The organism is Kaistella sp., from assembly GCF_041824135.1.
In the GTDB taxonomy this organism is placed as follows: domain Bacteria; phylum Bacteroidota; class Bacteroidia; order Flavobacteriales; family Weeksellaceae; genus Kaistella.
Genome location: NZ_JBGZYM010000076.1, coordinates 40,133 through 63,579, shown reverse-complemented (window position 1 = coordinate 63,579; position 23,447 = coordinate 40,133). Strand labels below are relative to the sequence as shown.

Here is a 23,447-nt window from a genome sequence, read left to right as displayed (position 1 = left end):
GCTTTATTTCCAAAGACTAATCTGTCATTGTCTTCGAATTGCGAGTGCAAAAGTATAAACTTATTTCTAATTGACCAAATGTTTTTTAAGTTTATTTTAAAAGTTTTTTAACTCCTAAAATATACATCTCCAATCATTCAATCTGCTCTACTTCGCTGCCCTTCTCTCTCGATTTGGGATTGCAAAGATAAGAAGTTTATTTGATCCCACAAGAATTAATTTATACCAAATTTAAAAAACTTACGCCTCTCAATTTTGATGCTCTTATTTCCTCCTGGTCTTCTGCGCTACTCCTTTTTTAGAGTGGTGCAAATGTAAGCGTACTTAAAATATCTCGCAATGTTTTTTTGATAAAATTCAAACATGTGTATAAAAAATAATCCATCGTGTTGATTGGCAGATAATTGCACATCATCTAAAGTTATCCACTTGATGCGCAATGGATGATTTGTGACTGACTTATGAATTGAAATCCTAATCTGCGGTAGGGATCGTAGTGGAAATCCCGCAGCAAGCGATGGGTTTTAGCTCAGGCGCGAGGAATTGCAGCGAAGAGCCCGACCCGAGGTGTGGGAAAATTATGCAGCTCTTTGGTAAGCGCCGGCGAGGGAACCGCCCAAATAAAAAAAAACGCACTATATAATAGTGCGCTGTAATTTTTTAAAAATGAAGTAACCAACAAGGACGCCGATCATGTCTGCAACTAAATCCAGAAACTCGAGGGAACGCCCCCAATGCATTTCGTCCTGAAGGATTTCAGTAAGTAAAGCGTAAATCATCATGATCTGAATGAAATAAGCGAACTTGATTTTCGGAAAGGATGCGAAAAAAGAAAATCCAAGGAAAGTAAAAATGCTTAGATGCAAAACCTTATCTATTCCCTCGAACATGAAAGCATATTCCACGTTCTCTATGCCTGGCTTGAGCAGCATAAAAGTAAGAAATGCCCAATAAATGGGCAAAATCATACGAAATATTTTTGAGATCTTATCCAAGTGAGGCTTGGTAATCTTCTGCTGAAAGGAGTTCTGACTGATCTGCACCTTCTGCCAATTCTAATTTTATAATCCAACCTTTTCCGTAAGGATCTGTATTTAAAAGTTCTGGTTGATCTTCCAGATCTGAATTGAATGCGGAAACGGTACCGTTGATAGGCAAGAATAAATCAGAAACTGTTTTCACGGCTTCTACACTTCCGAACACGTCTCCTGCAGAAAGTTCATCATCTACAGAATCCACGTCTACAAAAACAATGTCGCCCAATTCGCCTTGTGCAAAATCTGTAATACCGATTGTTGCTGTGTTTCCATCAATTTTAACCCACTCGTGGTCTTTGGTGTATTTTAATTCGCCTGGTAAATTCATTTTGTTAATTTTTATTGCTCAAAAATAATTAAAATAATATGATTCTCAAAAGTTTCTCTCCTATTTAATAAAGACTTTTATCAGATTCGATATTTATTATGATGTAATTACAGCAGTTATAAGTTTTACATGACGATTATTGTTGGCATCAATCCTTTAATTTGTCTTGTTTTCTTAAATTTGTTTATTCTAATTAATAAATTGACATCGGTTGCACTTTATCTTTCGCTACTAATAGATAAGTGCAACGTCAAAAATTATCAAAAAAAATGAAAATAGAAAACAAACTTAACATTGCACATAAAACCTTTTCAACCTGGAAATCTGTTCCATTTAAAGAAAAACAGAAACTCCTCAAAAAGCTAGCGAAAGTACTTGATGCTGATGCAGAAAAATTCGGCAAAATCATTACTAAGGAAATGAACAAGCCTATTTCACAATCTATTGCTGAAGTTAAAAAGTGTGCTTCGATGGTTCGATATTATGCAGCTGCAGACAATATATTAAAACCTGAAAAGATTAAAACAGAATTTCGAGTTTCTGAAATCCATTATGTACCGAAAGGAGTTATTTTAGGCGTAATGCCTTGGAATTTTCCTTTCTGGCAAGTGATTCGTTTTGCAGTTCCCGCGATCTTGGCTGGAAATACGGTCGTTGTGAAACATGCTTCGATTTGTTTTGGCAGTGGAAACGCAATTGAGAAGATTTTTCTGGAAGCTGGATTTCCAAAAGGAGTTTTTCAAAATTTAGAGATTGGACACGATGAAGTGAAGAAAGTTTTAGAAAATCCGATCATTGGCGGGGTGAGTTTAACTGGCAGCGAAAAAGCCGGTAGAGAAGTTGCGTCGATCGCTGGAAAAAATATTAAAAAATCACTTCTTGAATTGGGAGGAAGTGATGCATTTATCGTTTTGGATGATGCAGATTTTGCAGCCGCAGCAGAATCAGGAGCAAAGTCAAGATTATTAAATTGCGGACAAGCGTGTAATGCAGCGAAACGATTCATCATTCAGAAAAATGTAGAAAAAGAATTTCTTCCTGTCTTTATTAAGGAATACCAGAAATTCGTGGCGGGCGATCCGATAAAAAAGAAAACCAATATGGCGGGAATGGCGCGTCCGGATCTAGCAGATGAACTTGAAAATCAATATGACAAAGCGCTAAAAAACGGTGCAGAAATTATTTTGCCGTTGGTAAGACTATCCGATAGCGAATTTGAGCCAGGTTTAATTAAAGTGAAATCAGGAAATCCGATTTTGCAGGAAGAACTTTTCGGACCGCTTGGAATGGTGATGATTGCCAAAGATGACCAACAAGCTGTAAAATTGGCCAATGATATTCCATTTGGATTATCGGATTCAGTTTGGACGAAAGATAAAAAAAGACAACAATTTTACATTGATCATTTGGAATCTGGAACGGTAAGCATTAATAAAGCAACGAGTTCTGATCCGAGATTACCTTTTGGTGGCGCGAAATCTTCAGGTTACGGCACGGAACTTTCCACCGTAGCGTTGAAAGAGTTTGTCAATATCAGAACAGTGGTTGGAAAATAATTTTTGTAACCTTTATATAGATGATCCGCTCCATTGTTTGAGCGGATTTTTTATGATTAAAAATACATTAGATTTAACTTTCTTTAATCTCACTACTCTATTTAGAAACTAAACGATGAACGCTCTTCAATTAATTCCAGCATTTGCACTGCTCTTTTTATTTTCCTGTTCAACGAAAACACGAAATATTTCCAGTCAGAATAATCTTACGTCTATTTTAGATGCCACCAATCAGACCATTATTGTCAAGACTGAATATAACAAAGGTTTAAATAAAATGAAACCTTCCAAGCAAAAAGAAGTCGGGAAATTTGATTTTTTAACTTACGCCAATGAAGAAAATTTCGAAGAATTATTAGAACAAAATAACGTATCGTTTGTAGTATTCGGTATGGTATCCAATGATTACTCAGATTTCGAAAATAAATACGGCATTAAAGTAAAGACTGAAAACTGTGTTATCTCACCAGGAATTTCGAAAACGGCAACTTTGAATAATCAGATTGTCTCTGCCTATTTAACTGAAAAATTTAGCAACATCTGGAAAGATGATTTAAAAATTGTTCCTTTTGGTTTGAATTAATCTTCAACCACTTCTGCTTTCAGTTGCGATCGATACAAAGTTGAGTAGTAACCGCCTTTTTCGAGAAGTTCATCGTGCTTTCCTTCTTCCACAATTTTCCCATGTTCCATTACAATAATCTTATCCGCATTTACAATGGTGGAAAGTCGGTGCGCGATAATGATAGAAGTTCGGTTTTTGGTAATTTTTTCGGTAGCTCTCTGAATCAGCTTTTCACTTTCCTGATCAATAGAGGAAGTAGCTTCATCGAGAATTAAAATTTTAGGATCAGAGAGATAAGCTCTTAAAAATGACAATAACTGTCTTTGTCCTAATGAAATCGAAGATCCTCGTTCGCGAACCACATAATCGTAACCGCCCGGAAGACTTTCAATAAACTCATCAACTTCGATATCTTTAGCAATACTTTTTATCTTTTCTAAAGTAACCGATTCATCTCCGAAGGCAAGATTTTCAAAAATACTTCCGTGGAATAAAAAGACATCCTGTAACACAACGCCGATATGACTTCGAAGATTATACAGTTCGTAATCTTTTAAATCAACGTCATCCAATAAAATTTTACCCGAATTAATATCGTACAATCTTGTAATTAGACTAATTATGGTAGATTTTCCAGCACCAGTTGCTCCCACAATCGCGACAGTTTCTCCCGGATTTACTTTGAAACTAATTCCTTTTAAAACTTCCTGTTTCTCATCATATGAAAAATGAACATTCTTAAATTCTATTTTTCCTTCAAAATGAGATTTGGCAATTGTACCGTGGTTCGGCATGGCGAAATCTTCATCCATCACGCCCAAAACTCTTTCCGCACCAACAATTCCTCTTTGAATATTATTAAAACGATCTGCAATCTGTCGAAGCGGACGAATCAACATCGAGATATACTGAATGAAAGCAATGACTGCTCCAGCTTTGATGGTAATGAATCCACCATAAAAAAGAATAAAACCTATAAATAAGGACGAGATTAATTCAACAACCGGAAAGAACAAGGAGAAAATAAATACCGTTTTCAACAACGCTTCTTTCAAAGTAATGTTAATGTCATCAAATTTTTTGAACTCTGCTTTCTGTCTGTTAAAAACCTGAACAATCGACATTCCCGAAAGTCGTTCCTGAACAAATGAATTTTGGTTGGAAGTCCAGGTTCGTTCATCACCAAAGGCTTTCTTTAAACGCTTCTGAAAAAACCGCGTTATTAAAACCATCAGCGGAAGAATTACCAACGAGATATAACTCAAATGAACGTCAACCTGAAACATCATGATCAGCACGAAAACGATGCGCAGAATATCGCCGAAAACCATTAAGAAACCATCAGTATAAACGGTAGCAATTGTTTCTACATCGCCAACAGCGCGAGTCACTAATTGTCCGATCGCTGTTTTATCAAAGAAAGAAGTTCGGAAATATATCAATTTATGATACAACCGTTCGCGAATATCCCGAATTACATTTTGCGAAATAAAATTGGAAAAATAAACAAGAAAGAAGTTGAGAATTGTTTCACCGAAAACCAAAGCAACCAAAATATAAATATGCTTCATCATCAACTCTTTATCGCGGAGCTGAATAATGTCGATATCAACAATCTGCATCGTTAAGTACGGTCGATAGGTAGAAATAATCGATAAAACGATGGAAATAATCAGCGTCACAATAAACCACGACCGAAATTTCATTCCGATTACAAATAGCCGTTTAATTATATCCCAAGTCGATTGTTTCTTCATATTGTATTTAAAAATCCGCTGCAAAAATACGGAATTTTGCAGGGATGAGTGGCTCTAAAGATTGAGTTTTGATATTGTGACGATTGACGGTTAAAAATTATAACCAACATCTACTAAGAATAAACCTTGTGGTGGCGCAGAAGTTCCGGCAGAATTCCGGTTTTTATCTTCGATGATTTTTCGCAGATCTCCGGGCTCCATTTTTCCGTTTCCAATTTCAACTATGGTTCCGACAATGGCGCGAACCATATTTCGCAAAAAACGATCTGCAGAAATGGTGAATTTTAATTCTAAGCCGTTCTGTTCCCAAAATGCTTTGTAGATTTTACAATTATTGGTTTTATTTCCGGTGTGCAATTTTGAAAAACTGGTAAAATCTTCATATTCGAAAAGGATCTTACACGCTGCATTCATTCGGTCAACATCCAGATCACGTTTCCAAATCTGCCACGAAGAATCCTGTGTAAAAGGACTTTTTTCTAAAGTAATATAATATTCATAGGTTCGAAAGGTCGCATCAAACCGCGCATGAAAGTCGTTTTTAACTGGGAAGATCTTCTTTATCGAAATATCCTGTGGCAAAAAACTATTCAATTGATAAACCAGATTATCGCCGATATTTTGTTCAGTGTCGAAATGTGCGAATATTTTCCTGGCATGAACGCCTGTATCAGTTCTTCCCGCTCCGGTTGTTTTAATTTTTTCACGAAGGATCGTAGATAAAGCATTTTCCAAAACTTCCTGTACAGAAATCTGATCCGGCTGGATTTGATAGCCATAATAATTTTTACCCGAATACGAAAACTCTATACAATACCTCATCGCCTGCAAATTTACAGAATTTTTAGGAGCAACAAAAGATGATTAAGCAACCCACAAAATTTTAAACCTTGATATATCTTTACTCTAATAAAAACAATTATTCAGACTATGAAAAATTTTGTAGAAATTATTTTATCATTAGATTATGAAACTTCGGTTAGCATTATTAATGATTTTAGTACAGGAATTATTGCTATTCATAAAATCTGTAAAATAATAATCAATAGAAAAAAGTTGGAAAAAGCGATTGATAGAAGAATTAAAAAAATTATAAATAAAAAGTGTCTTTTTTGTAACTAAAATATTTGAAGATCTAACTTGTCAAAAGTGAGAAGTACATTATTTAAGATGACGAAGAAAAAGACTTAAAACCGATTTTCCTTTGTATTACAATATTTTCCAAAATAAAATAAAATTGTTAAAATCCTTTTAAGTAAAAAAGAAGGCTGTAGATTTTGTTAAATAAATCCGTCCTAATTTGCGATTACAAAAAAAAGTAAGAAATTTACGTGATGAAAATATTGCTCCTCTCCGACTCTCATTCTTACATCGACGACCGAATTTTAGACTATGCAAAAAACGCAGATGAAATTTGGCATTGTGGCGATTTCGGGAATTTGGAAGTGATTGAGAAACTGGAAAAAATCAAACCATTGCGCGGAGTTTACGGAAACATTGACGGCACAGAAATCAGAAAAATATTCCCAGAAGTTTTACGATTCAAGTGTGAAGAGGTTGAAGTTTTAATGATTCATATTGGTGGTTATCCAAATAAATATACGCCTTTAGCCAAGAAGGAAATTTCAGATAAAGCACCAAAACTTTTTATCTCGGGACATTCTCATATTCTAAAAGCGATGTATGATCAAAAAAACAGCTTGCTGCACCTCAATCCTGGCGCCATGGGAAAAGTCGGTTGGCATCAAATGCGAACCATGATGCGTTTTGAAATTAACGGAGATCAGATTGAAAATCTGGAAGTGATTGAATTGGGCAAGAAATAAGAGAATTAATTCTCCAATTATAAAAGATGCTTCGACAAGCTCAGAATTTTATTTTTAATATTATCATTTTTAAAATCTTGTCAGGTTGAGCTTGTCGAAACCTTCAACTTTTTAAAGTACAATTATATCATCTTTAATTTGCAGTTAATAAAACAAATATGGATCAATATCGTGAAACACCCATTTTTATAAAGTCTCAAGAAATCTTTGAAACCTTAAGAACAATCACCGATTTAATACCGGAGGAGAACGAGCATTTGGAGTTTACAAAACAGCATATCCTTGAAAACATTTACACCATTCAAGCGAAACTTGCTGGTGCTTATTCCGTAAGAATCTGGGATTTAAAAATGGAAAACGCGGCGATCATTAGAAAATGTGCCAGAGAATTAATGGTTCTTCAACATTCTCTAACAGCTTTTGGTTTCGAAGAAGCAGATTATTACCAAATTGTAAGAAGGCAACTTGAGGAGTTTCGTTTGCTATTTAGAGATTGGGTCGCATCTTTCAATCCAAAACATTTCATTGTTGATGACTGGGGACTTTTTAATCCGCCCGGAATTCCGCAGGATTATGAACAAAGAGATGATGAGTTGAACTTTTTGGATGAAGACGAAGGTGATGACTTTTGAAATGAAATGAGTTTACTTCTTTTTCAAACCTTCATAAATACTATGAATCAATCCATCCGCAACGGAAATTTTCGGGACAAATATTTTATCAATATCACTCCAGGTCATTACATTATTAAAAATTTGTAAGGCTGGAACCAAAACATCGGCGCGGTCTTCCCGAAGATTGAATTTGCTCATTCGCTCAGGAACGGTCAACCCGCACATTTCCTTATAATATTTTTTGAGATAAGCGCTGGACATTGAGTTTCCATCCTTCGTTTTACTCATCGAAAATATCTTGTTGATATTTCCACCGGATCCAATCGCAACGATCGGTTTTTTGCTATTGATGTTTTTGCGAATTTCTTCTTTTAATTCCTTCCACAAATCGTCTTTTACCAAACCATCGAGCAAACGGATCGTTCCGATATTAATGGATTTCTCATATTCCATCTTGCCGTTTTCGTAAAACATTAATTCAGTAGAACCACCGCCGACATCTATATAAAGATAAGCCGAATTTTTATCGAGCGCATCAGCCACGTGATTCTCAAAAACCAAAGCAGCTTCCTCATCACCGGTAATAATTTCGATATCAATTCCAGAAGTTTTTTTGACTTGCTTGATGATTTCCTGACCATTTTTAGCATCTCGCATCGCACTGGTTGCACAAGCTCGAAAATGCTCGACTTTATAGATCTTCATCAGATTGCTGAAAACATTCATCGAGTCAAGAACCATTTGCTGTCTTTCAGGACCGATTTCGCCTTTGGTAAAAACATCCATTCCCAAACGAAGCGGAATTCGGAGCAGATTGAGTTTAGTGAACTGCGGTTTTCCTTTTTTAGGTTCCGTCACTTCGTTAATCAACAGCCGTGCTGCATTACTTCCGATATCGATTGCTGCAATTCTCATTGTAAGGGGAAAAAGATTTTAGAAAAATGCCCTCTTTAATTAAAGAAAACTATTTTTTATTTAATTAAGATAAGAGGCATCAAATGAAAATGGTAACAGTTCCCGAATTGATTTCGTTTTATAGATCTCACCACCAAGAGAGGCAAAATAAATCTCTATCCCTTCGTTCTGTTTCGCTTCATATTCTAAAATAGATTGGCGACAAGCACCACAAGGAGGAATAGGAACTGAAGAAGTTGCATTTCTAGGCGCTCCGATAACAAAAAGCTTTTTAATTTTAACATCCGGAAAATTAGATCCCGTATAAAAAATCGTTGTTCTTTCAGCACATAAGCCAGATGGATAAGCTGCATTTTCCTGATTGCTTCCAGTGATAATTTCACCGTTCTCCAGTAGGATTGCACAGCCAACCGTAAAGTCGGAATAAGGTGCGTAGGCGATATCACGAACTTGCATTGCTTTATCAAAAAGCGTTTTCTCCATCGCATCGAGGTGGTCGTAACTTTCGATGGATTCGAAATTAATTGTATGTTGTTTTTCCATTGGCAAAAATAGGAAAGTAAAGATATAGGTTTTTTTTTAAACTGCTTTCAATTTATGCGTAAACACTGATTAATTCTTTTGTTGAAAAGACTTCTCTTATGTTTGTAGCTCCACTAAAAATGAATTCAGGCTTTATTAAGAAACATCAAAAATAAATAATTATTATCGCGATATCTTCGATAAAATATTCATTTTCACCATTTTACACCAACTGTAATAAATAAACTTAAAAGATCGCATGTTGTAATTAAAAGCAGCTACGTTTTAATGATTCCAGAAAGTGAAATAAACCGTGAAAACACTCGTTATCTTATAACTATTAAATTGTACTTTCACCTTGTTAATATTCGCGACCTAAAAAAGGTAAACAAACGAATGAGTCTCATGAAAAATATAGATAAACCCATTCAATCTAATGATAGAAGTAAGAATTCAAATGTAGTTTTAGAGAAATATTTTATTCATTCTCTACAGGAGATGTATTATGCCGAAGACCAAATCGCCAAGGAGTTTCATACGATACAATCACATATCACTTCCCCAAATCTAAAGGCTATTCTTCAGAACCATTTCGATATTCATCTTAAACATAAGGAGCGTCTTGAAAAGATTTTCCGACTCAAAGACAGCGCAATACAAGGTAGGAATTGCGAAACTTTCAATGCTTTATTAGCCGAAGGATTAAGCCACCTTGCTTTATTTTCTAACGATATTTCAAATTGGGAAATCGCTCTTATTTTGGTTTCTCAGAAACTGGCTCATTATAAAATTGCCTCCTATGGCGGACTTGCTCATTTAGCTATTAATTTAAATTATTACAAAGCTGCAACCTTACTGGCTTTTAGTGCACAGGAGGAAGAAGAATATATCGCCAATAATTTGAATGTAATAATCGACGACTTCCTGAGCGCTCATGTGGAAGGATATAAAAATTAAATCTGCTCTTTACTTTAAAAAAAACACCTTGTTTTTCTATCTGAAAGCCTCTTTTCTTTGTATTGATACAATAAATCACCAGAGCTACCATCGCAACTTCCCTTTTCGTAAATTTGAGATCTTAATTAAAAAAAATATTTATGATTTTATATTCTCCGATTAAATTTAGAAGTGTCGAATTAAAGAACCGTTGGGTGATGTCGCCTATGTGCATGTACTCTTGCGAAAATGGTGTTGCGAATGATTTTCATTTTGTTCATTATGCAAGTCGTGCTCAGGGTGGAACGGGCTTACTGATTGTTGAAGCAACCGGCGTCGTTCCGGCGGGACGAATTACGCACAAATGCACCGGACTTTGGAATGACGAACAAACGCAGGCTTTTAAAAAGATCGTCGATTTTGTTCATCATAATTCTAAAAGTAAAATTGGGATTCAACTGGGACATGCAGGAAGAAAATCTTCAACCTGGAATGGCAAACAACTTTCTATGGAAGAAGGTTGGGAAACCGTTGCGCCATCGAAGATTCCTTATGCTGATGGAGAAAGAATTCCACACGAACTGACGGTTCCTGAAATCAAAAAATTAGTCCAGAATTTTAAAGAAGCTACGAGAAAATCTTTGGAAGCTGGTTTTGACGTTATTGAAATTCACGCGGCGCACGGATATTTAATTCACCAGTTTATGTCTCCTTTGTCTAATGTAAGAACTGATGAATACGGCGGAAGTTTTGAAAATAGAATTCGTTTTCTGGTAGAAATCGTAGATGCGGTGAATGAATTGCTGGATGAAAATCACCCACTTTTTGTGAGAATTTCCGGAACTGAATATGCCGAAAATGGTTGGGATATTGAAGAAAGCGTACAACTTGCAGAAGTTTTGAAAAACAAGAACGTTGATTTAATCGATGTTTCAAGCGGTGGGAATATTGCTGGCGCGAAAATCAGTTTGTTTGATGGTTATCAAGTTCCCTTATCTGCTGAGATTAAAAAAGAAACCGGAATTAAAACAGGTGCCGTTGGTTTAATTAAATCTGCAGAACACGCTGAAGAAATTCTACAAAAAGAAGAAGCTGACTTAATCTTCGTAGCACGGGAAATCTTAAGAAATCCTTACTTAGCAATTCAAGGTTCTTTTGAAGGAAAAGAAGAATGTGATTTTCCGCACCAATATGAAAGAGCGAGAATTTAGAACTTCGTTAATCACCAATAGTAAAGCCAGTTCAAATCGAACTGGCTTTTCTTTTATATTTCTCAACTTCTTAATTGATCAATTTTTGAAAATTGCGTTTTATAAATAAACTTCCAAAATATATTATTGATAGAAATAAGAAAACAATTCCTAATAGGAGGAAAAACTCTGTGAATCTCAACAAAACACTTGGCACTTTAGGATCGCCGTCCAATATAAATCCGATGGTCGTAAGAATGGATGAAATGGTCAAAATGTTTAATAATGTTTTTTTCATAGCGATTGTTTTAGATTATTCATAAAAACGTCACTTCGATGTGATTAGTATCCACAATTATTTTTCAACCTTAAGAATATTCGAACTGTCGAATGACTTCTAATGTTTTGTCAATTTCCTTTTCTTTAATAGAATCAGAAATAAACCAGGTTTCATAACCACTTGGCGGCAAATAAATTCCCTTGGCTAATAACTGATGGAAGAAATTATTAAACAAAGCATGATTGGCTTGTGCCGCTTCGTCAAAATTAGAAACCGCATTAATGTGAAAAAAGATGCTCATCATCGATCCTTTTCTATTAATTCGGTGTTCAATACTTTTTGAATTTAATATTTTACCGATTTCAAAATCTAAAGTTTCTGTGGTCTTGCTTAGATTTTGATAAAAGTTCTCATCATTTTTAATGAGCTGCAAAGTGGTTAAACCTGCTCTCATCGCCAAAGGATTTCCACTCAAAGTTCCAGCTTGATAAACGGCACCTTTTGGCGCAAGCTGATCCATGATTTCATTTCTTCCCGCAAAAGCACCAACTGGAAGTCCACCACCGATCACTTTTCCGAAAGTTACCAAATCTGCTTTTACATTATATAATTCCTGAGCGCCACCAAATGCCAAACGGAATCCAGTCATTACCTCATCAAAAATTAAAAGTGCTCCATTTTCATCACAGAGTTTTCTCAATTTTTGAAGGAAATTATTTTCCGGCAAAACGCAACCCATATTTCCAGCAACTGGTTCAATGATGATCGCGGCAATCTCACCTTGATTCAATCGGAACAAATCTTCAACTTGTTCAATGTCGTTATATCGCGCGTTCAAAGTATCTTTCGCAGTTCCAGGAGTTACGCCAGGCGAACTTGGATTTCCAAAAGTTGCCATTCCACTACCCGACTTAATCAGAAATGAGTCGGAATGTCCGTGGTAACAACCTTCGAATTTGATGAATTTATCTCTTCCCGTAAAACCTCTCGCCAAACGAATTGCACTCATGCACGCTTCTGTGCCTGAAGAAACCATTCTGATCTGATCAATGTTCGGAACGTTTTCTACAATATATTTTGCAATTTCAGTTTCAAGCTCAGTCGGAGTTCCATAAGAAAAACCTTTTTCTGCTTGTTTTTTAATGGCTTCTAAAACCTCAGGGTGCGTATGTCCAAGAATGGCCGGACCCCAAGAATTGATGTATTCGATATATTGATTGTCATCTGCATCAGTCAGATAAGCGCCTTTTGCAGCTTTCATAAATAGAGGCACGCCGCCTACAGATTTAAAAGCACGAACGGGTGAATTCACACCGCCCGGAATATATTGGTACGCTTCGTCGAATAAAGCTGAACTTCTTTGGTAATTCATAATTGATGAGTAATGAGTAATAAATAATGAGTAATGTAGAAAATCTAACTTCTAAGGTCTACCTACTTTCTGGGTTTTTTGCTTTGAAGATAAATGAGCTGTCCAACTTTTGGTTGTTGTCCGTAGTCCATTCTATTTTTAGAATACAATTTATTCAATTTAATTCCAAATTTTTGGGCGATATCATGCATCGACTCTCCTACCTGAGATTTGTAAGTAGCGACATTTCCTTTGGACGATTTATTTTCTAAAAACAGAATATCATTTCTTCTTAATTGAGTTCGGTCGAGTTCATTCCATTTCATTAAAGCAGATTCTGTGATCTGGAATTTTTTCGAAATCGCCGCCAACTCAATATCATCTGGAATAATCACGAATTTCTTAGCACCATTTGGATGGCTTTTAATTAAAATAGAATTTAGTGCTTCCGCTTTTGTGACCAGTTTTTCTACTTTCTTTTTCTGCTCAGAATAGGAAATTTGTTCGTACGGAACTTTTACAGTTACTGCTTTTGTTTTTGTTTGACTTTGATCCAATTGCGCCATAAAAATACGGTCATCCTTTAAATTCGGATACATTTTCAAGACTGCATAAAGCGCTTCTTTAGAACTTACTTTGTCAAATTCGTATAGTTTATTCCTTTCAATTTTATCGATCAGAATGTATGCGTAACGAGGATTGGTTGCGTAACCTGCTTTTTTTAAACCGTGAGCCCAGCCTCTGTAATCCATCATATCGAGCTTAAACAAATTCACGTAATATTTTCGGAAAGCCAAAAATTTGGAATGATCTTCATAAGATTCTCTTGGATCGTCATACACTCGGAAACACTCATTCGGCGCATCGTCCGTGTGTTTCATAGATTTTCCGGTCCAGTCTTCTTTACATTTAATGCCGAAATGATTATTTCCCTGCTGAGCCAAGCGGCTTTGTCCACCACCGGTTTCCAGAAGTCCCTGCGCTAAAGTTATTGAAGCTGGAATTTTATATTTTTCCATTTCTTCGACCGCGTACAAGGCAAATTTTTGAATGTATTGCTCGTCTGTTTTCCAACCTTGAGCGTTGAATTTTGCAAATAATATTAATGCAAGAGCAAAAAATACTTTCTTCATATATTATATTTAATGACGTTAAAACCAGTAATGTTCTATATCATATTTTAATTTATATCGATTAAGTGGCGATTCTGTTTTCTTAATAGTTCATTGGCTCCGGAAATTCCCTGCAAACCACCTGTATGAAAAGCCAAAATTTTACTTCCTTCCGGAAAATAATTTTCTTTTATCATTTCAAAAAGCTTCCTCATCATTTTTCCGGTATAAATCGGGTCGAGTTGAATTCCATACTTCTGCTTGAAGTCATTGATAAAACGAATATTTTCATCCGTTATTTTACCATACTTTCCATCATGTGCTTCTATCAGTTCAAAGTTGTTATTATCTGAAAGTTCCAACACCTTATTATATAAGGACTGATCATCAACAACCTTAAAACCTAAAACCTTTTGATTCTCCTCTGCAAACTTAGAAATTCCAGCAATTGTTCCACCGGTTCCTACTGCGGTGCAAAGATAATCAAAACTTTTTGTTTCCTCATTGAACATGAACTGAATGCCTTCCACGGCGTGTTCGTTCGTTCCGCCTTCTGGAATGATTAAAGCATGAGGGAATTCTTTTTCTAAGATTTGGGTTAAAGTTTCTTTGTCTCTATACTCTTCTCTGGTAAAAAATCGAAAGTCCATTCCGTTTTGGTGCGCGAGTTTTAAGGTTGAATTTTTCTGCCATTGATCCTGAAGTTCCTCACCACGAATAACTCCTAAAGTGTTAAGATTATATTCTTTTCCCAAAGCAGCAGTTGCGGCAATGTGATTGGAAAAAGCACCCCCAAATGTGATAATAAAAGCGTTCTCTGGATTTTGGTCTAAATAAGAATTGATGTTATAAAAGAGTTTCCAGTATTTATTCCCTGAAATCTGTGAATGAATAAGATCTTCTCTTTTCAGAAAAAGTTGAATGTTTTTTTCTAAAGGAATTTGGATCATTGGAATGGTAATGGTGGGAATTTTCATGGGTGCAAATTTCGGGGAAATAATTTAAACATCAATTTCCTAAATTTTTTGAATTCAAATTTCAAAAAACGCTTTTAAATAATTTTTATTTTAATATCTTATGACCAATAAAATTACCATTTTAAAAAGACGAGATAACAGAAAACAAGAATGAATTTAACAATTGAAAATATATTACTGGTAGGCTCCCTCCTACTTATCATAAGCATCATTGCAGGAAAAACAACGTATAAATTTGGCGTTCCTGTACTATTATTATTTTTGGGAATCGGCATGCTTGCTGGTTCTGACGGAATTGGCGGAATCAACTTCGACAATCCAAAAATAGCACAGTTTATTGGGATCGTTTCTCTGAACTTCATCTTATTTTCTGGCGGACTTGATACCAACTGGTCTTCTGTAAAGCCTATTTTAAAGGAAGGAATGATCTTATCAACTCTTGGTGTTTTGTTAACCGCCCTTTCCCTGGGGACTTTTGTTTATTTTGTGACCGACTTTACCATTTATGAAAGTATGTTATTGGGATCTATTGTATCATCCACAGATGTGGCGGCAGTATTTTCGATCTTACGTTCAAAAAGTCTTGCATTAAAATCGAATCTGCGGCCAACTTTAGAACTGGAAAGTGGGAGTAATGATCCCATGGCCTATGTACTTACGATTGTATTTTTAACTTTAGTCATCAATCAGGACCAAAATTTTTCTTCCGTGATTTTTCTGTTTTTAAAACAGATGGTTTTTGGTGGAATATTAGGATTTGGCTTTGGAAAAGTCAGTAAAATAATCATTAACAGAATTAATCTTGATTTTCAAGGACTTTATCCTGTATTGGTAATCGCCTTAATGTTTATCACCTTTTCTGCCACCGATTTCATTGGTGGAAATGGATTCCTGGCTATTTATATCTGTGCTGTTTACTTAGGCAACCAAGATCTTATTCAGAAAAAAACCATTTTGAAAATGTATGATGGATTAGCATGGCTCATGCAAATTGTACTATTTCTCACCTTGGGACTGCTCGTTTTTCCATCTCAAATAATTCCTCATTTTGGGATCGGGATCCTCATCTCCTTATTTCTTATTATCGTTGCAAGACCTGTTAGTGTTTTTCTAAGTCTCCTGTTTTTTAAAATGAAACTTAGAAGAAGACTTTATATTTCGTGGGTAGGTTTACGCGGTGCAGTTCCGATTGTATTCGCGACTTATCCTTTGTTGGCGGGGATTGATAAGGCCAACATGATTTTTAATATCGTTTTTTTTATCTCCGTAACTTCTATTCTTATCCAAGGCACTACTTTGTCGATCGTGGCAAAATGGCTCAGAGTTGCGTTGCCTGAGGAAGCGAAAAAAATTAGTGAAACTGATAAACTCATCTTAGAACTTCCAAAATCTTCTCTGCAAGAATTTGAAATCCCGCCCGATTTTTTTGCGGTTAATAAAAGGATTGTTGATTTGGATTTCCCTACATCCGCATTTATCATCATGATCAAGAGAAATGGTAAATTCATCCGACCCGGCGGTTCGACAAAAATAGAAGTCAACGATACGCTGATGATTATTGCTGATGATCAAAATGATTTTAATAAAGTAACTGACTCCTTACAATTCAAATAGCACAAAATGAAAAAACGATTTATCTTACTCATCGACTTTTCTAAATATTCGGCTAACCTGATCCGATATGCTTCGGAATGGTGCGGACAAATTAATGCTGAACTTCTGCTCATTCACCAGACAACGGTATTGTCTCCTGCACTTTCCAACTACGAAGTGAAACAGGAAATTACACAACACACCAATAATGAAGCACTAAAAGAGTTAAGGAAATTAGCGCAAGAAATTGTGCCTTCAACAATTAAGGTTTCTTTTTGGGTTTCAGAAAGCCATTTGAATATGATCATCCCAGCGATGTTAACTGAACCTTTCGATCATTTGGTTTTTATAGGAATAAAAGAGGCCGGATTATTAAAACAAATATTTTTAGGAAGCACGGCAGTTGAAGTTATCGATGGTACCGATAATATTGTAATAGCCATGCCGAAAGAAATCAGCACTTTCTCTCATAAAAAAATATTTATAGCCGTTACCGAAAAGCATCCTTTAAATATTGTTGAATTAGATAAGTTTTTAGGTTTCATTGATCCGGAAGACACTGAACTTACCTTCTTTTATTTGGCAAAACCTTTTGAAGAAACAGCAAACATTCAAGCGTATCTTAGTGAATTATCGCAGTCTTACGCCGATCAATACCATTCATCTTTCAGCATATTTGAAGGCAGCAAACCCTTTGAAGACATTAAAGAAGTGATCAACGATAAAATTGATGAAATTTTGGTTATTCAGAAAGGTTCCCGATTTCTGAATGATCAGTACTTCCGGAAATTTCTGATTAACGAATTAATCTATCATGGACAAACGCCGATGATTGTTTTGCCCTAAAAATCTTCACAACAAGGTTAGAAGAATGAAGTTTTTCTTTTCATAAAAAACGAATATTCTACTAAAAAATTTTCTATTTAAAATCCAGAATTCCCAAACGGCGAGATCTGCGCCCCGACCTGAGTGGAGCTCTTTTTGCGAGGAGGCACGACGAACAAAAAAGCGGGAACGGAGGGCGGATTAAGGCGCCCCAATAATAATTAATCCAAAATATATTTAAAAAAATTCCAAACTTTTCGCGAGTCGAGATAGTTTAAATCATCTTCCATGGCGTAGGCTTCCCGCTCGAAGGAGATGGATTTGTAGGCAAGAAAATGGTCTTTTAATTTAAAGTACCAATAATAATATTCGATCACGTACCAGATATAAAAGAAAATTACCAAAAGTTCTACCTGCTGTCGCAAATGGATCTTCTCGTGGTTGATCAGGATTTGATCGTGCAGGTATTCTGGCTTTTTCAGAATGATAAACGGGAAAAGGGTAATCCCTGAAATTTTTGTATTTTTGAGAAGTCTTTGGCAAACCAATATCATGCAACAAAGATATTAATTTCAGGAAATCTGATTTAACTTATGTACCAGAAAATTATCAAAGAACACGAAGACTTTTATTATAACGAACAGGGTTATAAAGTTTTTACAGAAGCCTACCATTTGAAACGCGGCTATTGCTGCAAAAGTGGGTGCAAACATTGTCCGTACGGTTATGATAAAAAGACGGATACTTTTGTGAAGGTGAAGAAAAATGAGCAATCAGTAACGAATAATAAGCAATAAATTCAATTAAAAATATACAGGTCATGAGCAAAAAATATATCTTACTTTTATTGGCTTCTGCCACGTTGGGTCTTGCTTCTTGCAGCCCTTTTCAGGTGAAATCTGATTATGCAGAAACTGCGAATTTCAATATGTACAAAACGTATAAATTACGAATTGACGATTTGAAATTGAATGACATTGATAAAGACCGCGTACTGAACGAAGTCTCTAAACAATTGCAAACCAAAGGAATGAGCGTTTCTGAAAACCCGGATTTGATTGTGAACGTAAAAGCGAATCATAAAAAAGTTCAGGATATTCAAGGTTCTAGAGGTTACGGAATGTATGGTTGGGGCGGACCTTTCGGTTACGGACTGGGCATGAATAGAACCTGGACCCAGAATTATAATCAAGGTGCTTTGATCGTAGATTTAATTGATGCGAGAACCCAAAAATTAGTTTGGCAAGGAGTCGGAAGTGGAATCTCTGTAGATTCTCCGAAATCTAAACAGAAACAAATTCCCGAAATTGTGAATGAAATTATGGCGAATTATCCGCCGAATAGAAACAAATAATTTTCTATAAAATATTAAGAAAGACTGATTGAGAAATCGGTCTTTTTCTTTACCACAAATTGAAGATGCACTGATTCCTTTAAAAAAGGACCAATAAATGGAGTAAAGTCACAAAAGTTTTTGTACAGTATTTTTTTTAATACATGAGTTTTTTCGTGGAGTGCGAAAGAATACACAAAAGGATTCTCTCGCAGATTAAGCAGATGCAGCAGATTTGATTTTATAAATCTGTGAAATCCGTGGGATCTGTGCTCAATTTAAATCAGTATAAAAATGCCACCTGGCATAATTGAAAAAAAATAAAATGTCTTCTGTGTTTTTGATAAATAGCAACATGAGTTTTTAGTAAAATGCAAGATCACATTAGTTTTACAGCCGATAAATTTCGTAGAAAATCTTAATCTTCTTAACTCCTTAATTAAATTCTTAATGGTGAGATTTTATCGTGACACTTCACATTTAAAACCATTGGTGACTTTAGTGTTAAAACAAAAAAACCGCTCGAAAGCGGTTTTTAATTATTCTAAATTTTATAGTATTTACTCAAAACCTATTTTCCGATCGCTTCCACAATTGGATTTCCAACGTTTCCACTTGGGAATTGGATGTGCAATAATGCCGATAAGGTCGGAGCGATATCCGTCATGCTGTACTCTTTATTACTTTCGCCCGGCTTAATTCCCCAGCCCATAAAAATCAATGGGATATGCGAATCATAAGAGTTCCAAGAACCGTGAGTAGTTCCTAACTTGGAATAAGTCGGCAACCACGAATCATGATAAATCACTTGAATATCACCACTTCTTTGCCAGTTATAACCATTGACAATTCGACTTCTGATAGGTTCTGGAATTGAAGATGAACCTGCTTTTTTCATATCAACGGCAAATAAAACCGATTTATCTTTGTTCAAGATATCGATCAGAAATTGTTTCACCTCATCTGCATTCAATTTGTTATCAGTCATTAATTTATCATCCAGATAAACCTGATTGTTGGTGATTTTCGTAATAAGTTTATCAACTTTAAATTGATCTTTCAACATGACGTTAAACTCTTTATTGTCTTCACCATAAAAACCAGTTGGCATTTTATGTTCATCCATGAAACCTTTTGCGTGAGCGCCACCATGATCTGCAGAAAGGAAAACCGTGTACTGATCTTTACCAACGTTCTGATCTAAGTAGTTAAAGAACTCCGCTAAATCGCGATCTAGTCTTAAATACACATCCTGAACTTCAATTGAATTCGGTCCAAATTTATGTCCGGCATAATCTGGCGAAGCTAAATTAACTGCTAAAAAATCAGTGATTGCATCTGCTCCTAACTGTTCTCCCTTAATTGCTGCTTTAGCAATGGCAAGCGTTAAAGTGTTTCCAAAAGGTGTGTATTTAATTTCACCTTTCTTACTTTTGTAATCAGCGGCCAGATTGCTATACGGAAATACAGGTGTTTTTGCACTGCCTAGCAAACCTTCCCAAGGAGAATTATCGGGGGAGCTTTCTATATATTGATTTATTGGCAATAATGTATTCCAACCATTTTTCACCAAGCCTTCTCCTACTTTTAAATTATTAAAGTCGTTCACCCATTTTGGCAAAGCTTCCATATAATAAGTACTGGTCACAAAATTTCCGGTCGAATCATCAAACCAAAAAGCTCCAGTTGGATTATGTCCCGCTGGTAGAATAGATGCGCGGTCTTTCAAAGAAACGCCTACCACTTTTGCCTGCATACTTGTTGCTAACCTAAGTTCATCTGTAATGGTGGTTGACCACAAGTTGCGTGGTGATTGATTACCTACTTTTTCGTTGATTGTACCAACCGATTTTACGGTATTATCTTCTGTACAATACCTATTTTTTCCTGTAGTTTTGTCAAACCAATCATTTCCTGCAATGCCGTGAATCGCTGGAACGGATCCTGTATAAATTGTGGTATGCCCGATCGCGGTGTAAGTTGGAATATAATTAATGTGCACATTATTCAAAGAGTAACCCTGATTTAGCAATCTCTTGAATCCATCATTTCCGTATTTTTCATAATAACGATAAAGGTAATCCCAACGCATTTGATCAACGACTAATCCGACAACCAATTTGGGTCTGTCAACTTGATTGGATTTGCTTTTTTGTGCATTAAATCCTGAGCACATCACGGCCAAAAGAACAATGCTTAATTTTTTGAACATATTTTAATAATTATTATTTGCTTTTTTTAAGAGAAACACAAATTTAAGGATTAATTCTAAAGAATCGAATGAACGTTCTATTAACTTTAAAATTTTAAGAGATTGGGCAAAAAAACCATTTACCAGTAATCAATTTAACCATTAAGATCTGATGAAGGGATTAAGATTATTAAGATTTCCTTCGGTAATTGACTGTTTAATTTATTTCGTGGATTTATAAAAAATTAAGATACTATGGATGTGCTTACTAAAAAAGACTTCGACAAGCTCAGTCTGACAATTTTAGAAAAGTTAGCTTAGAAGAAAGATTTGTAATATTGAAAAAACAAACTGCCTGTGTTTCTAGCCCAGATGGCAGCGGCATCCCGCGAGTGTGCGAAAGCAGTGAGCGGATATAGCGGACAGCTGGACGGGTTTTCTAAGAAGCGAAAATCTTGTTGCTCCAAAAAAAACGCACCTTCTAAAAGATGCGTTTGTATAATTGATAATGATTTATTTAGAATTTCAAATCACCATTCACCTCACGAACTGCTTGTGCAGCGGTTGCGAATTTTTCTTTTTCGGCGTCTGTTAAACTGATCTCAACGATTTTCTCAACTCCATTTGCTCCAATGATTGCAGGAACTCCAAGGCAGATGTCGCTTTGACCGTATTCTCCGTCTAACATTAATGAGCAAGGAATCATTTTTTTGTGGTCGCAAAGAATCGACTGAACCATTACTGAAACTGCTGCACCCGGCGCATACCAAGCTGATGTTCCTAATAGTTTTGTTAGCGTTGCACCACCAACTTTGGTTTCTTCGGCAACGTGATCTTGTTTTGCTTCGTCTAAAAACTCAGTTACTGGCACTCCATTTCTGGTTGCTTTACTCATCAAAGGAAGCATTCCTGTATCACTGTGAGCTGCGATCACCATTCCGTCAACGTCTGAAATTGGACATTCTAAAGCTTCAGCCAATCTGTATTTGAAACGTGCAGAATCCAGTGCTCCACCCATTCCGATAATTTGATTTTTTGGAAGACCTGAAGTTTTGTGAACCAGATACGCCATGGTATCCATTGGGTTAGAAACTACGATGATGATCACGTTTGGTGAATGTTTTACCAAGTTTGCAGTAACATCTTTCACGATTCCAGCGTTGATCCCGATCAATTCTTCACGGGTCATTCCGGGTTTTCTTGGAATTCCTGAAGTGATAACGGCAACTTTTGATCCAGCAGTTTTGCTGTAATCGCCAGTAGTTCCGGTAATTTTGGTATCAAATCCGTTTAGAGAAGCGGTTTGCATTAAATCCATTGCTTTACCTTCGGCAAAACCTTCTTTAATGTCCACTAAAACAACTTCTGCTGCGAAATCTTTCATCGCAATGTATTCTGCGCAACTTGCGCCAACTGCTCCTGCTCCAACTACGGTAACTTTCATATTTAAATTTTTATTGATTTTATTAATAATACAGAAACTTTTGTTTCCATATTTAGATTTATTTAATGAAATTCAAATTTACGAAATGTTAAAGTTGTGAGCAATATTTGACCTTATTAAAGTTTTACCGTACTCTAATTTATTTCCTAATATATCAAACACATTGCGGTCATCGTAATTAATTACCTTACATCAAGTGGTTTGGCAAAGAGTATGCTGTAACTTTGTTTCAAATAAAAATGAAGAATGGGTTTTTCCAAACGTTTGCACGAAGGTTATTCTAACCGAAAATATGACATTGATAAAAAGAAAATTGAGGATTTTATTGACCGATTTTTTCGCTTTATCTTTTTTTTGGAATATCAAAGATGTTCAGAAGTTACGGATATTGAAGTCCGTTTGAATAACTTCAAAACTGAATTTAAAGAAATTCTCTATTCAGTGACCGAAGAGAAAGATGACGTTCAAACCGATGATTTTTTTCAGAGTTTTCCCAGAATTTATGAATCGCTGGAAAATGATGCGAAATCTATTCTCGATCATGATCCGGCAGCTCAAAGTCTTGAAGAAGTGATGTTCTCTTATCCAGGATTTTTTGCAATCGCTGTTTATCGATTCGCCCACGAACTTTATAAAAGCAACATCCCATTAATTCCACGAATCTGGACCGAATTTGCACACAGCAAAACAGGAATCGACATTAATCCGGGCGCAACAATAGGTGAAAATTTCTTTATCGATCACGGAACGGGAATTGTGATTGGTGAAACTGCAATTATTGGCGATGATGTGAAAATTTATCAAGGAGTAACTTTGGGAGCGCTTTCTGTTACTAAGAATCTTCAAGATATCAAGCGACATCCTACGATTGAAAACAATGTGGTTATTTACGCCAACGCTACAATTCTGGGCGGTGAAACGATCATTGGAGAAAACTCTGTCATTGGCGGAAATGTCTGGATAACAGACAGTGTCGCTCCCCATTCCGTGGTTTTTCATAAAGGACAAGTCACCGTAAAAAACAAATTCCCTGGAAATGAACCGATTATTTTTAGCATTTAAAAATGTGCATTGACGCTCATTTAAATATATAAA

The 23,447-nt window shown here is 35.8% G+C and carries 25 protein-coding genes; 12 read left to right on the top strand and 13 right to left on the bottom strand.

Going from position 1 to position 23,447, the window contains the following annotated elements:
• Nucleotides 1-635: 635 nt before the first annotated feature.
• Nucleotides 636-968, bottom strand: coding sequence for a VanZ family protein (locus ACEYOS_RS08650; RefSeq protein WP_373739280.1), 333 nt, complete (start codon nt 966-968; stop codon nt 636-638).
• A 19-nt stretch (nt 969-987) separates the two neighbouring features.
• The gene (gene gcvH / locus ACEYOS_RS08645) at nt 988-1,365 is read right to left on the bottom strand and encodes a glycine cleavage system protein GcvH (RefSeq protein ID WP_373739279.1); all 378 of its coding nucleotides are present in this window, start codon (nt 1,363-1,365) and stop codon (nt 988-990) included.
• 269 nt (nt 1,366-1,634) lie between these two features.
• Between gcvH and ACEYOS_RS08640 the strand changes: the two genes are divergently transcribed.
• Both ACEYOS_RS08640 and ACEYOS_RS08635 read left to right on the top strand, forming a co-directional pair.
• Nucleotides 1,635-2,921, top strand: coding sequence for an aldehyde dehydrogenase family protein (locus ACEYOS_RS08640; RefSeq protein WP_373739278.1), 1,287 nt, complete (start codon nt 1,635-1,637; stop codon nt 2,919-2,921).
• A 115-nt stretch (nt 2,922-3,036) separates the two neighbouring features.
• Nucleotides 3,037-3,504: a hypothetical protein gene (locus tag ACEYOS_RS08635; RefSeq protein WP_373708545.1), complete on the top strand. Its 468-nt coding sequence runs from the start codon at nt 3,037-3,039 to the stop codon at nt 3,502-3,504.
• Here ACEYOS_RS08635 and ACEYOS_RS08630 read toward each other — a convergent pair.
• The gene (locus ACEYOS_RS08630) at nt 3,501-5,243 is read right to left on the bottom strand and encodes an ABC transporter ATP-binding protein (protein ID WP_373708544.1); all 1,743 of its coding nucleotides are present in this window, start codon (nt 5,241-5,243) and stop codon (nt 3,501-3,503) included. The two genes, ACEYOS_RS08635 and ACEYOS_RS08630, sit on opposite strands and share 4 nt — an antisense overlap.
• A 90-nt stretch (nt 5,244-5,333) precedes the next feature.
• Nucleotides 5,334-6,065, bottom strand: a complete 732-nt coding sequence (gene truA / locus ACEYOS_RS08625; protein WP_373708543.1) for a tRNA pseudouridine(38-40) synthase TruA — start codon at nt 6,063-6,065, stop codon at nt 5,334-5,336.
• Nucleotides 6,066-6,173: 108 nt separating this feature from the next.
• On the opposite strand from truA, the gene ACEYOS_RS08620 reads away from it, so the two are divergent.
• The 3 genes from ACEYOS_RS08620 to ACEYOS_RS08610 all read left to right on the top strand — a co-directional run bounded on the left by ACEYOS_RS08620 (nt 6,174) and on the right by ACEYOS_RS08610 (nt 7,701).
• The gene (locus tag ACEYOS_RS08620; RefSeq protein ID WP_373708542.1) at nt 6,174-6,365 is read left to right on the top strand and encodes a hypothetical protein; all 192 of its coding nucleotides are present in this window, start codon (nt 6,174-6,176) and stop codon (nt 6,363-6,365) included.
• A gap of 212 nt (nt 6,366-6,577) precedes the next feature.
• Nucleotides 6,578-7,069 (top strand): metallophosphoesterase, encoded by a 492-nt coding sequence (locus ACEYOS_RS08615; RefSeq protein WP_373708541.1) that lies wholly within the window; start codon nt 6,578-6,580, stop codon nt 7,067-7,069.
• Nucleotides 7,070-7,227: 158 nt separating this feature from the next.
• Nucleotides 7,228-7,701 carry a hypothetical protein gene (locus tag ACEYOS_RS08610; RefSeq protein WP_373708540.1) on the top strand — a complete coding sequence of 158 codons (474 nt, stop codon included), beginning with the start codon at nt 7,228-7,230 and terminating at the stop codon, nt 7,699-7,701.
• Between the two features lie 12 nt (nt 7,702-7,713).
• Here the strand turns inward: ACEYOS_RS08610 and ACEYOS_RS08605 are convergent, their stop codons facing one another.
• Complete coding sequence (locus ACEYOS_RS08605) at nt 7,714-8,598, bottom strand: exopolyphosphatase (protein ID WP_373708539.1); 885 nt, start codon at nt 8,596-8,598, stop codon at nt 7,714-7,716.
• 60 nt (nt 8,599-8,658) lie between these two features.
• A complete protein-coding gene (locus ACEYOS_RS08600; RefSeq protein WP_373708538.1) occupies nt 8,659-9,141 on the bottom strand; it encodes a cytidine deaminase in 483 nt (160 codons plus the stop codon).
• Between the two features lie 384 nt (nt 9,142-9,525).
• On the opposite strand from ACEYOS_RS08600, the gene ACEYOS_RS08595 reads away from it, so the two are divergent.
• Both ACEYOS_RS08595 and namA read left to right on the top strand, forming a co-directional pair.
• Nucleotides 9,526-10,077 carry a ferritin-like domain-containing protein gene (locus tag ACEYOS_RS08595; RefSeq protein ID WP_373708537.1) on the top strand — a complete coding sequence of 184 codons (552 nt, stop codon included), beginning with the start codon at nt 9,526-9,528 and terminating at the stop codon, nt 10,075-10,077.
• Nucleotides 10,078-10,220: 143 nt separating this feature from the next.
• Entirely contained in the window at nt 10,221-11,267 is a 1,047-nt protein-coding gene (gene namA, locus ACEYOS_RS08590; RefSeq protein WP_373708547.1) for an NADPH dehydrogenase NamA, read from the top strand.
• Between the two features lie 70 nt (nt 11,268-11,337).
• Here namA and ACEYOS_RS08585 read toward each other — a convergent pair whose 3' ends face one another.
• From ACEYOS_RS08585 to ACEYOS_RS08570, 4 genes are all read right to left on the bottom strand, one after another.
• A complete protein-coding gene (locus ACEYOS_RS08585; protein WP_373708536.1) occupies nt 11,338-11,544 on the bottom strand; it encodes a hypothetical protein in 207 nt (68 codons plus the stop codon).
• A gap of 70 nt (nt 11,545-11,614) precedes the next feature.
• Nucleotides 11,615-12,898, bottom strand: coding sequence for a glutamate-1-semialdehyde 2,1-aminomutase (gene hemL, locus ACEYOS_RS08580; protein WP_373708535.1), 1,284 nt, complete (start codon nt 12,896-12,898; stop codon nt 11,615-11,617).
• A 62-nt stretch (nt 12,899-12,960) separates the two neighbouring features.
• Nucleotides 12,961-14,010, bottom strand: a complete 1,050-nt coding sequence (locus tag ACEYOS_RS08575) for a glucosaminidase domain-containing protein (RefSeq protein WP_373708534.1) — start codon at nt 14,008-14,010, stop codon at nt 12,961-12,963.
• 47 nt (nt 14,011-14,057) lie between these two features.
• On the bottom strand, nt 14,058-14,966 hold the full coding sequence (locus ACEYOS_RS08570; RefSeq protein WP_373708533.1) for a 1-aminocyclopropane-1-carboxylate deaminase/D-cysteine desulfhydrase: 909 nt from the start codon (nt 14,964-14,966) through the stop codon (nt 14,058-14,060).
• A 150-nt stretch (nt 14,967-15,116) separates the two neighbouring features.
• Between ACEYOS_RS08570 and ACEYOS_RS08565 the strand changes: the two genes are divergently transcribed.
• Nucleotides 15,117-16,580, top strand: coding sequence for a potassium/proton antiporter (locus tag ACEYOS_RS08565; protein ID WP_373710150.1), 1,464 nt, complete (start codon nt 15,117-15,119; stop codon nt 16,578-16,580).
• A 6-nt stretch (nt 16,581-16,586) separates the two neighbouring features.
• A complete protein-coding gene (locus ACEYOS_RS08560) occupies nt 16,587-17,405 on the top strand; it encodes a universal stress protein (protein ID WP_373710151.1) in 819 nt (272 codons plus the stop codon).
• A 200-nt stretch (nt 17,406-17,605) separates the two neighbouring features.
• Here the strand turns inward: ACEYOS_RS08560 and ACEYOS_RS08555 are convergent, their stop codons facing one another.
• The gene (locus tag ACEYOS_RS08555; protein WP_373710152.1) at nt 17,606-17,938 is read right to left on the bottom strand and encodes a hypothetical protein; all 333 of its coding nucleotides are present in this window, start codon (nt 17,936-17,938) and stop codon (nt 17,606-17,608) included.
• 39 nt (nt 17,939-17,977) lie between these two features.
• Between ACEYOS_RS08555 and ACEYOS_RS08550 the strand changes: the two genes are divergently transcribed.
• Both ACEYOS_RS08550 and ACEYOS_RS08545 read left to right on the top strand, forming a co-directional pair.
• A complete protein-coding gene (locus tag ACEYOS_RS08550; protein ID WP_373710153.1) occupies nt 17,978-18,181 on the top strand; it encodes a DUF5522 domain-containing protein in 204 nt (67 codons plus the stop codon).
• 23 nt (nt 18,182-18,204) lie between these two features.
• The gene (locus ACEYOS_RS08545) at nt 18,205-18,738 is read left to right on the top strand and encodes a DUF4136 domain-containing protein (protein ID WP_373710154.1); all 534 of its coding nucleotides are present in this window, start codon (nt 18,205-18,207) and stop codon (nt 18,736-18,738) included.
• Nucleotides 18,739-19,288: 550 nt separating this feature from the next.
• On the opposite strand, the gene pafA is transcribed toward ACEYOS_RS08545, so the two are convergent.
• Together pafA and ACEYOS_RS08535 are read right to left on the bottom strand one after the other, a co-directional pair.
• A complete protein-coding gene (gene pafA / locus ACEYOS_RS08540) occupies nt 19,289-20,929 on the bottom strand; it encodes an alkaline phosphatase PafA (protein ID WP_373710155.1) in 1,641 nt (546 codons plus the stop codon).
• 496 nt (nt 20,930-21,425) lie between these two features.
• Entirely contained in the window at nt 21,426-22,352 is a 927-nt protein-coding gene (locus tag ACEYOS_RS08535) for a malate dehydrogenase (protein ID WP_373710156.1), read from the bottom strand.
• Nucleotides 22,353-22,598: 246 nt separating this feature from the next.
• On the opposite strand from ACEYOS_RS08535, the gene epsC reads away from it, so the two are divergent.
• Complete coding sequence (gene epsC / locus ACEYOS_RS08530; RefSeq protein ID WP_373710157.1) at nt 22,599-23,414, top strand: serine O-acetyltransferase EpsC; 816 nt, start codon at nt 22,599-22,601, stop codon at nt 23,412-23,414.
• Nucleotides 23,415-23,447: the final 33 nt, after the last annotated feature.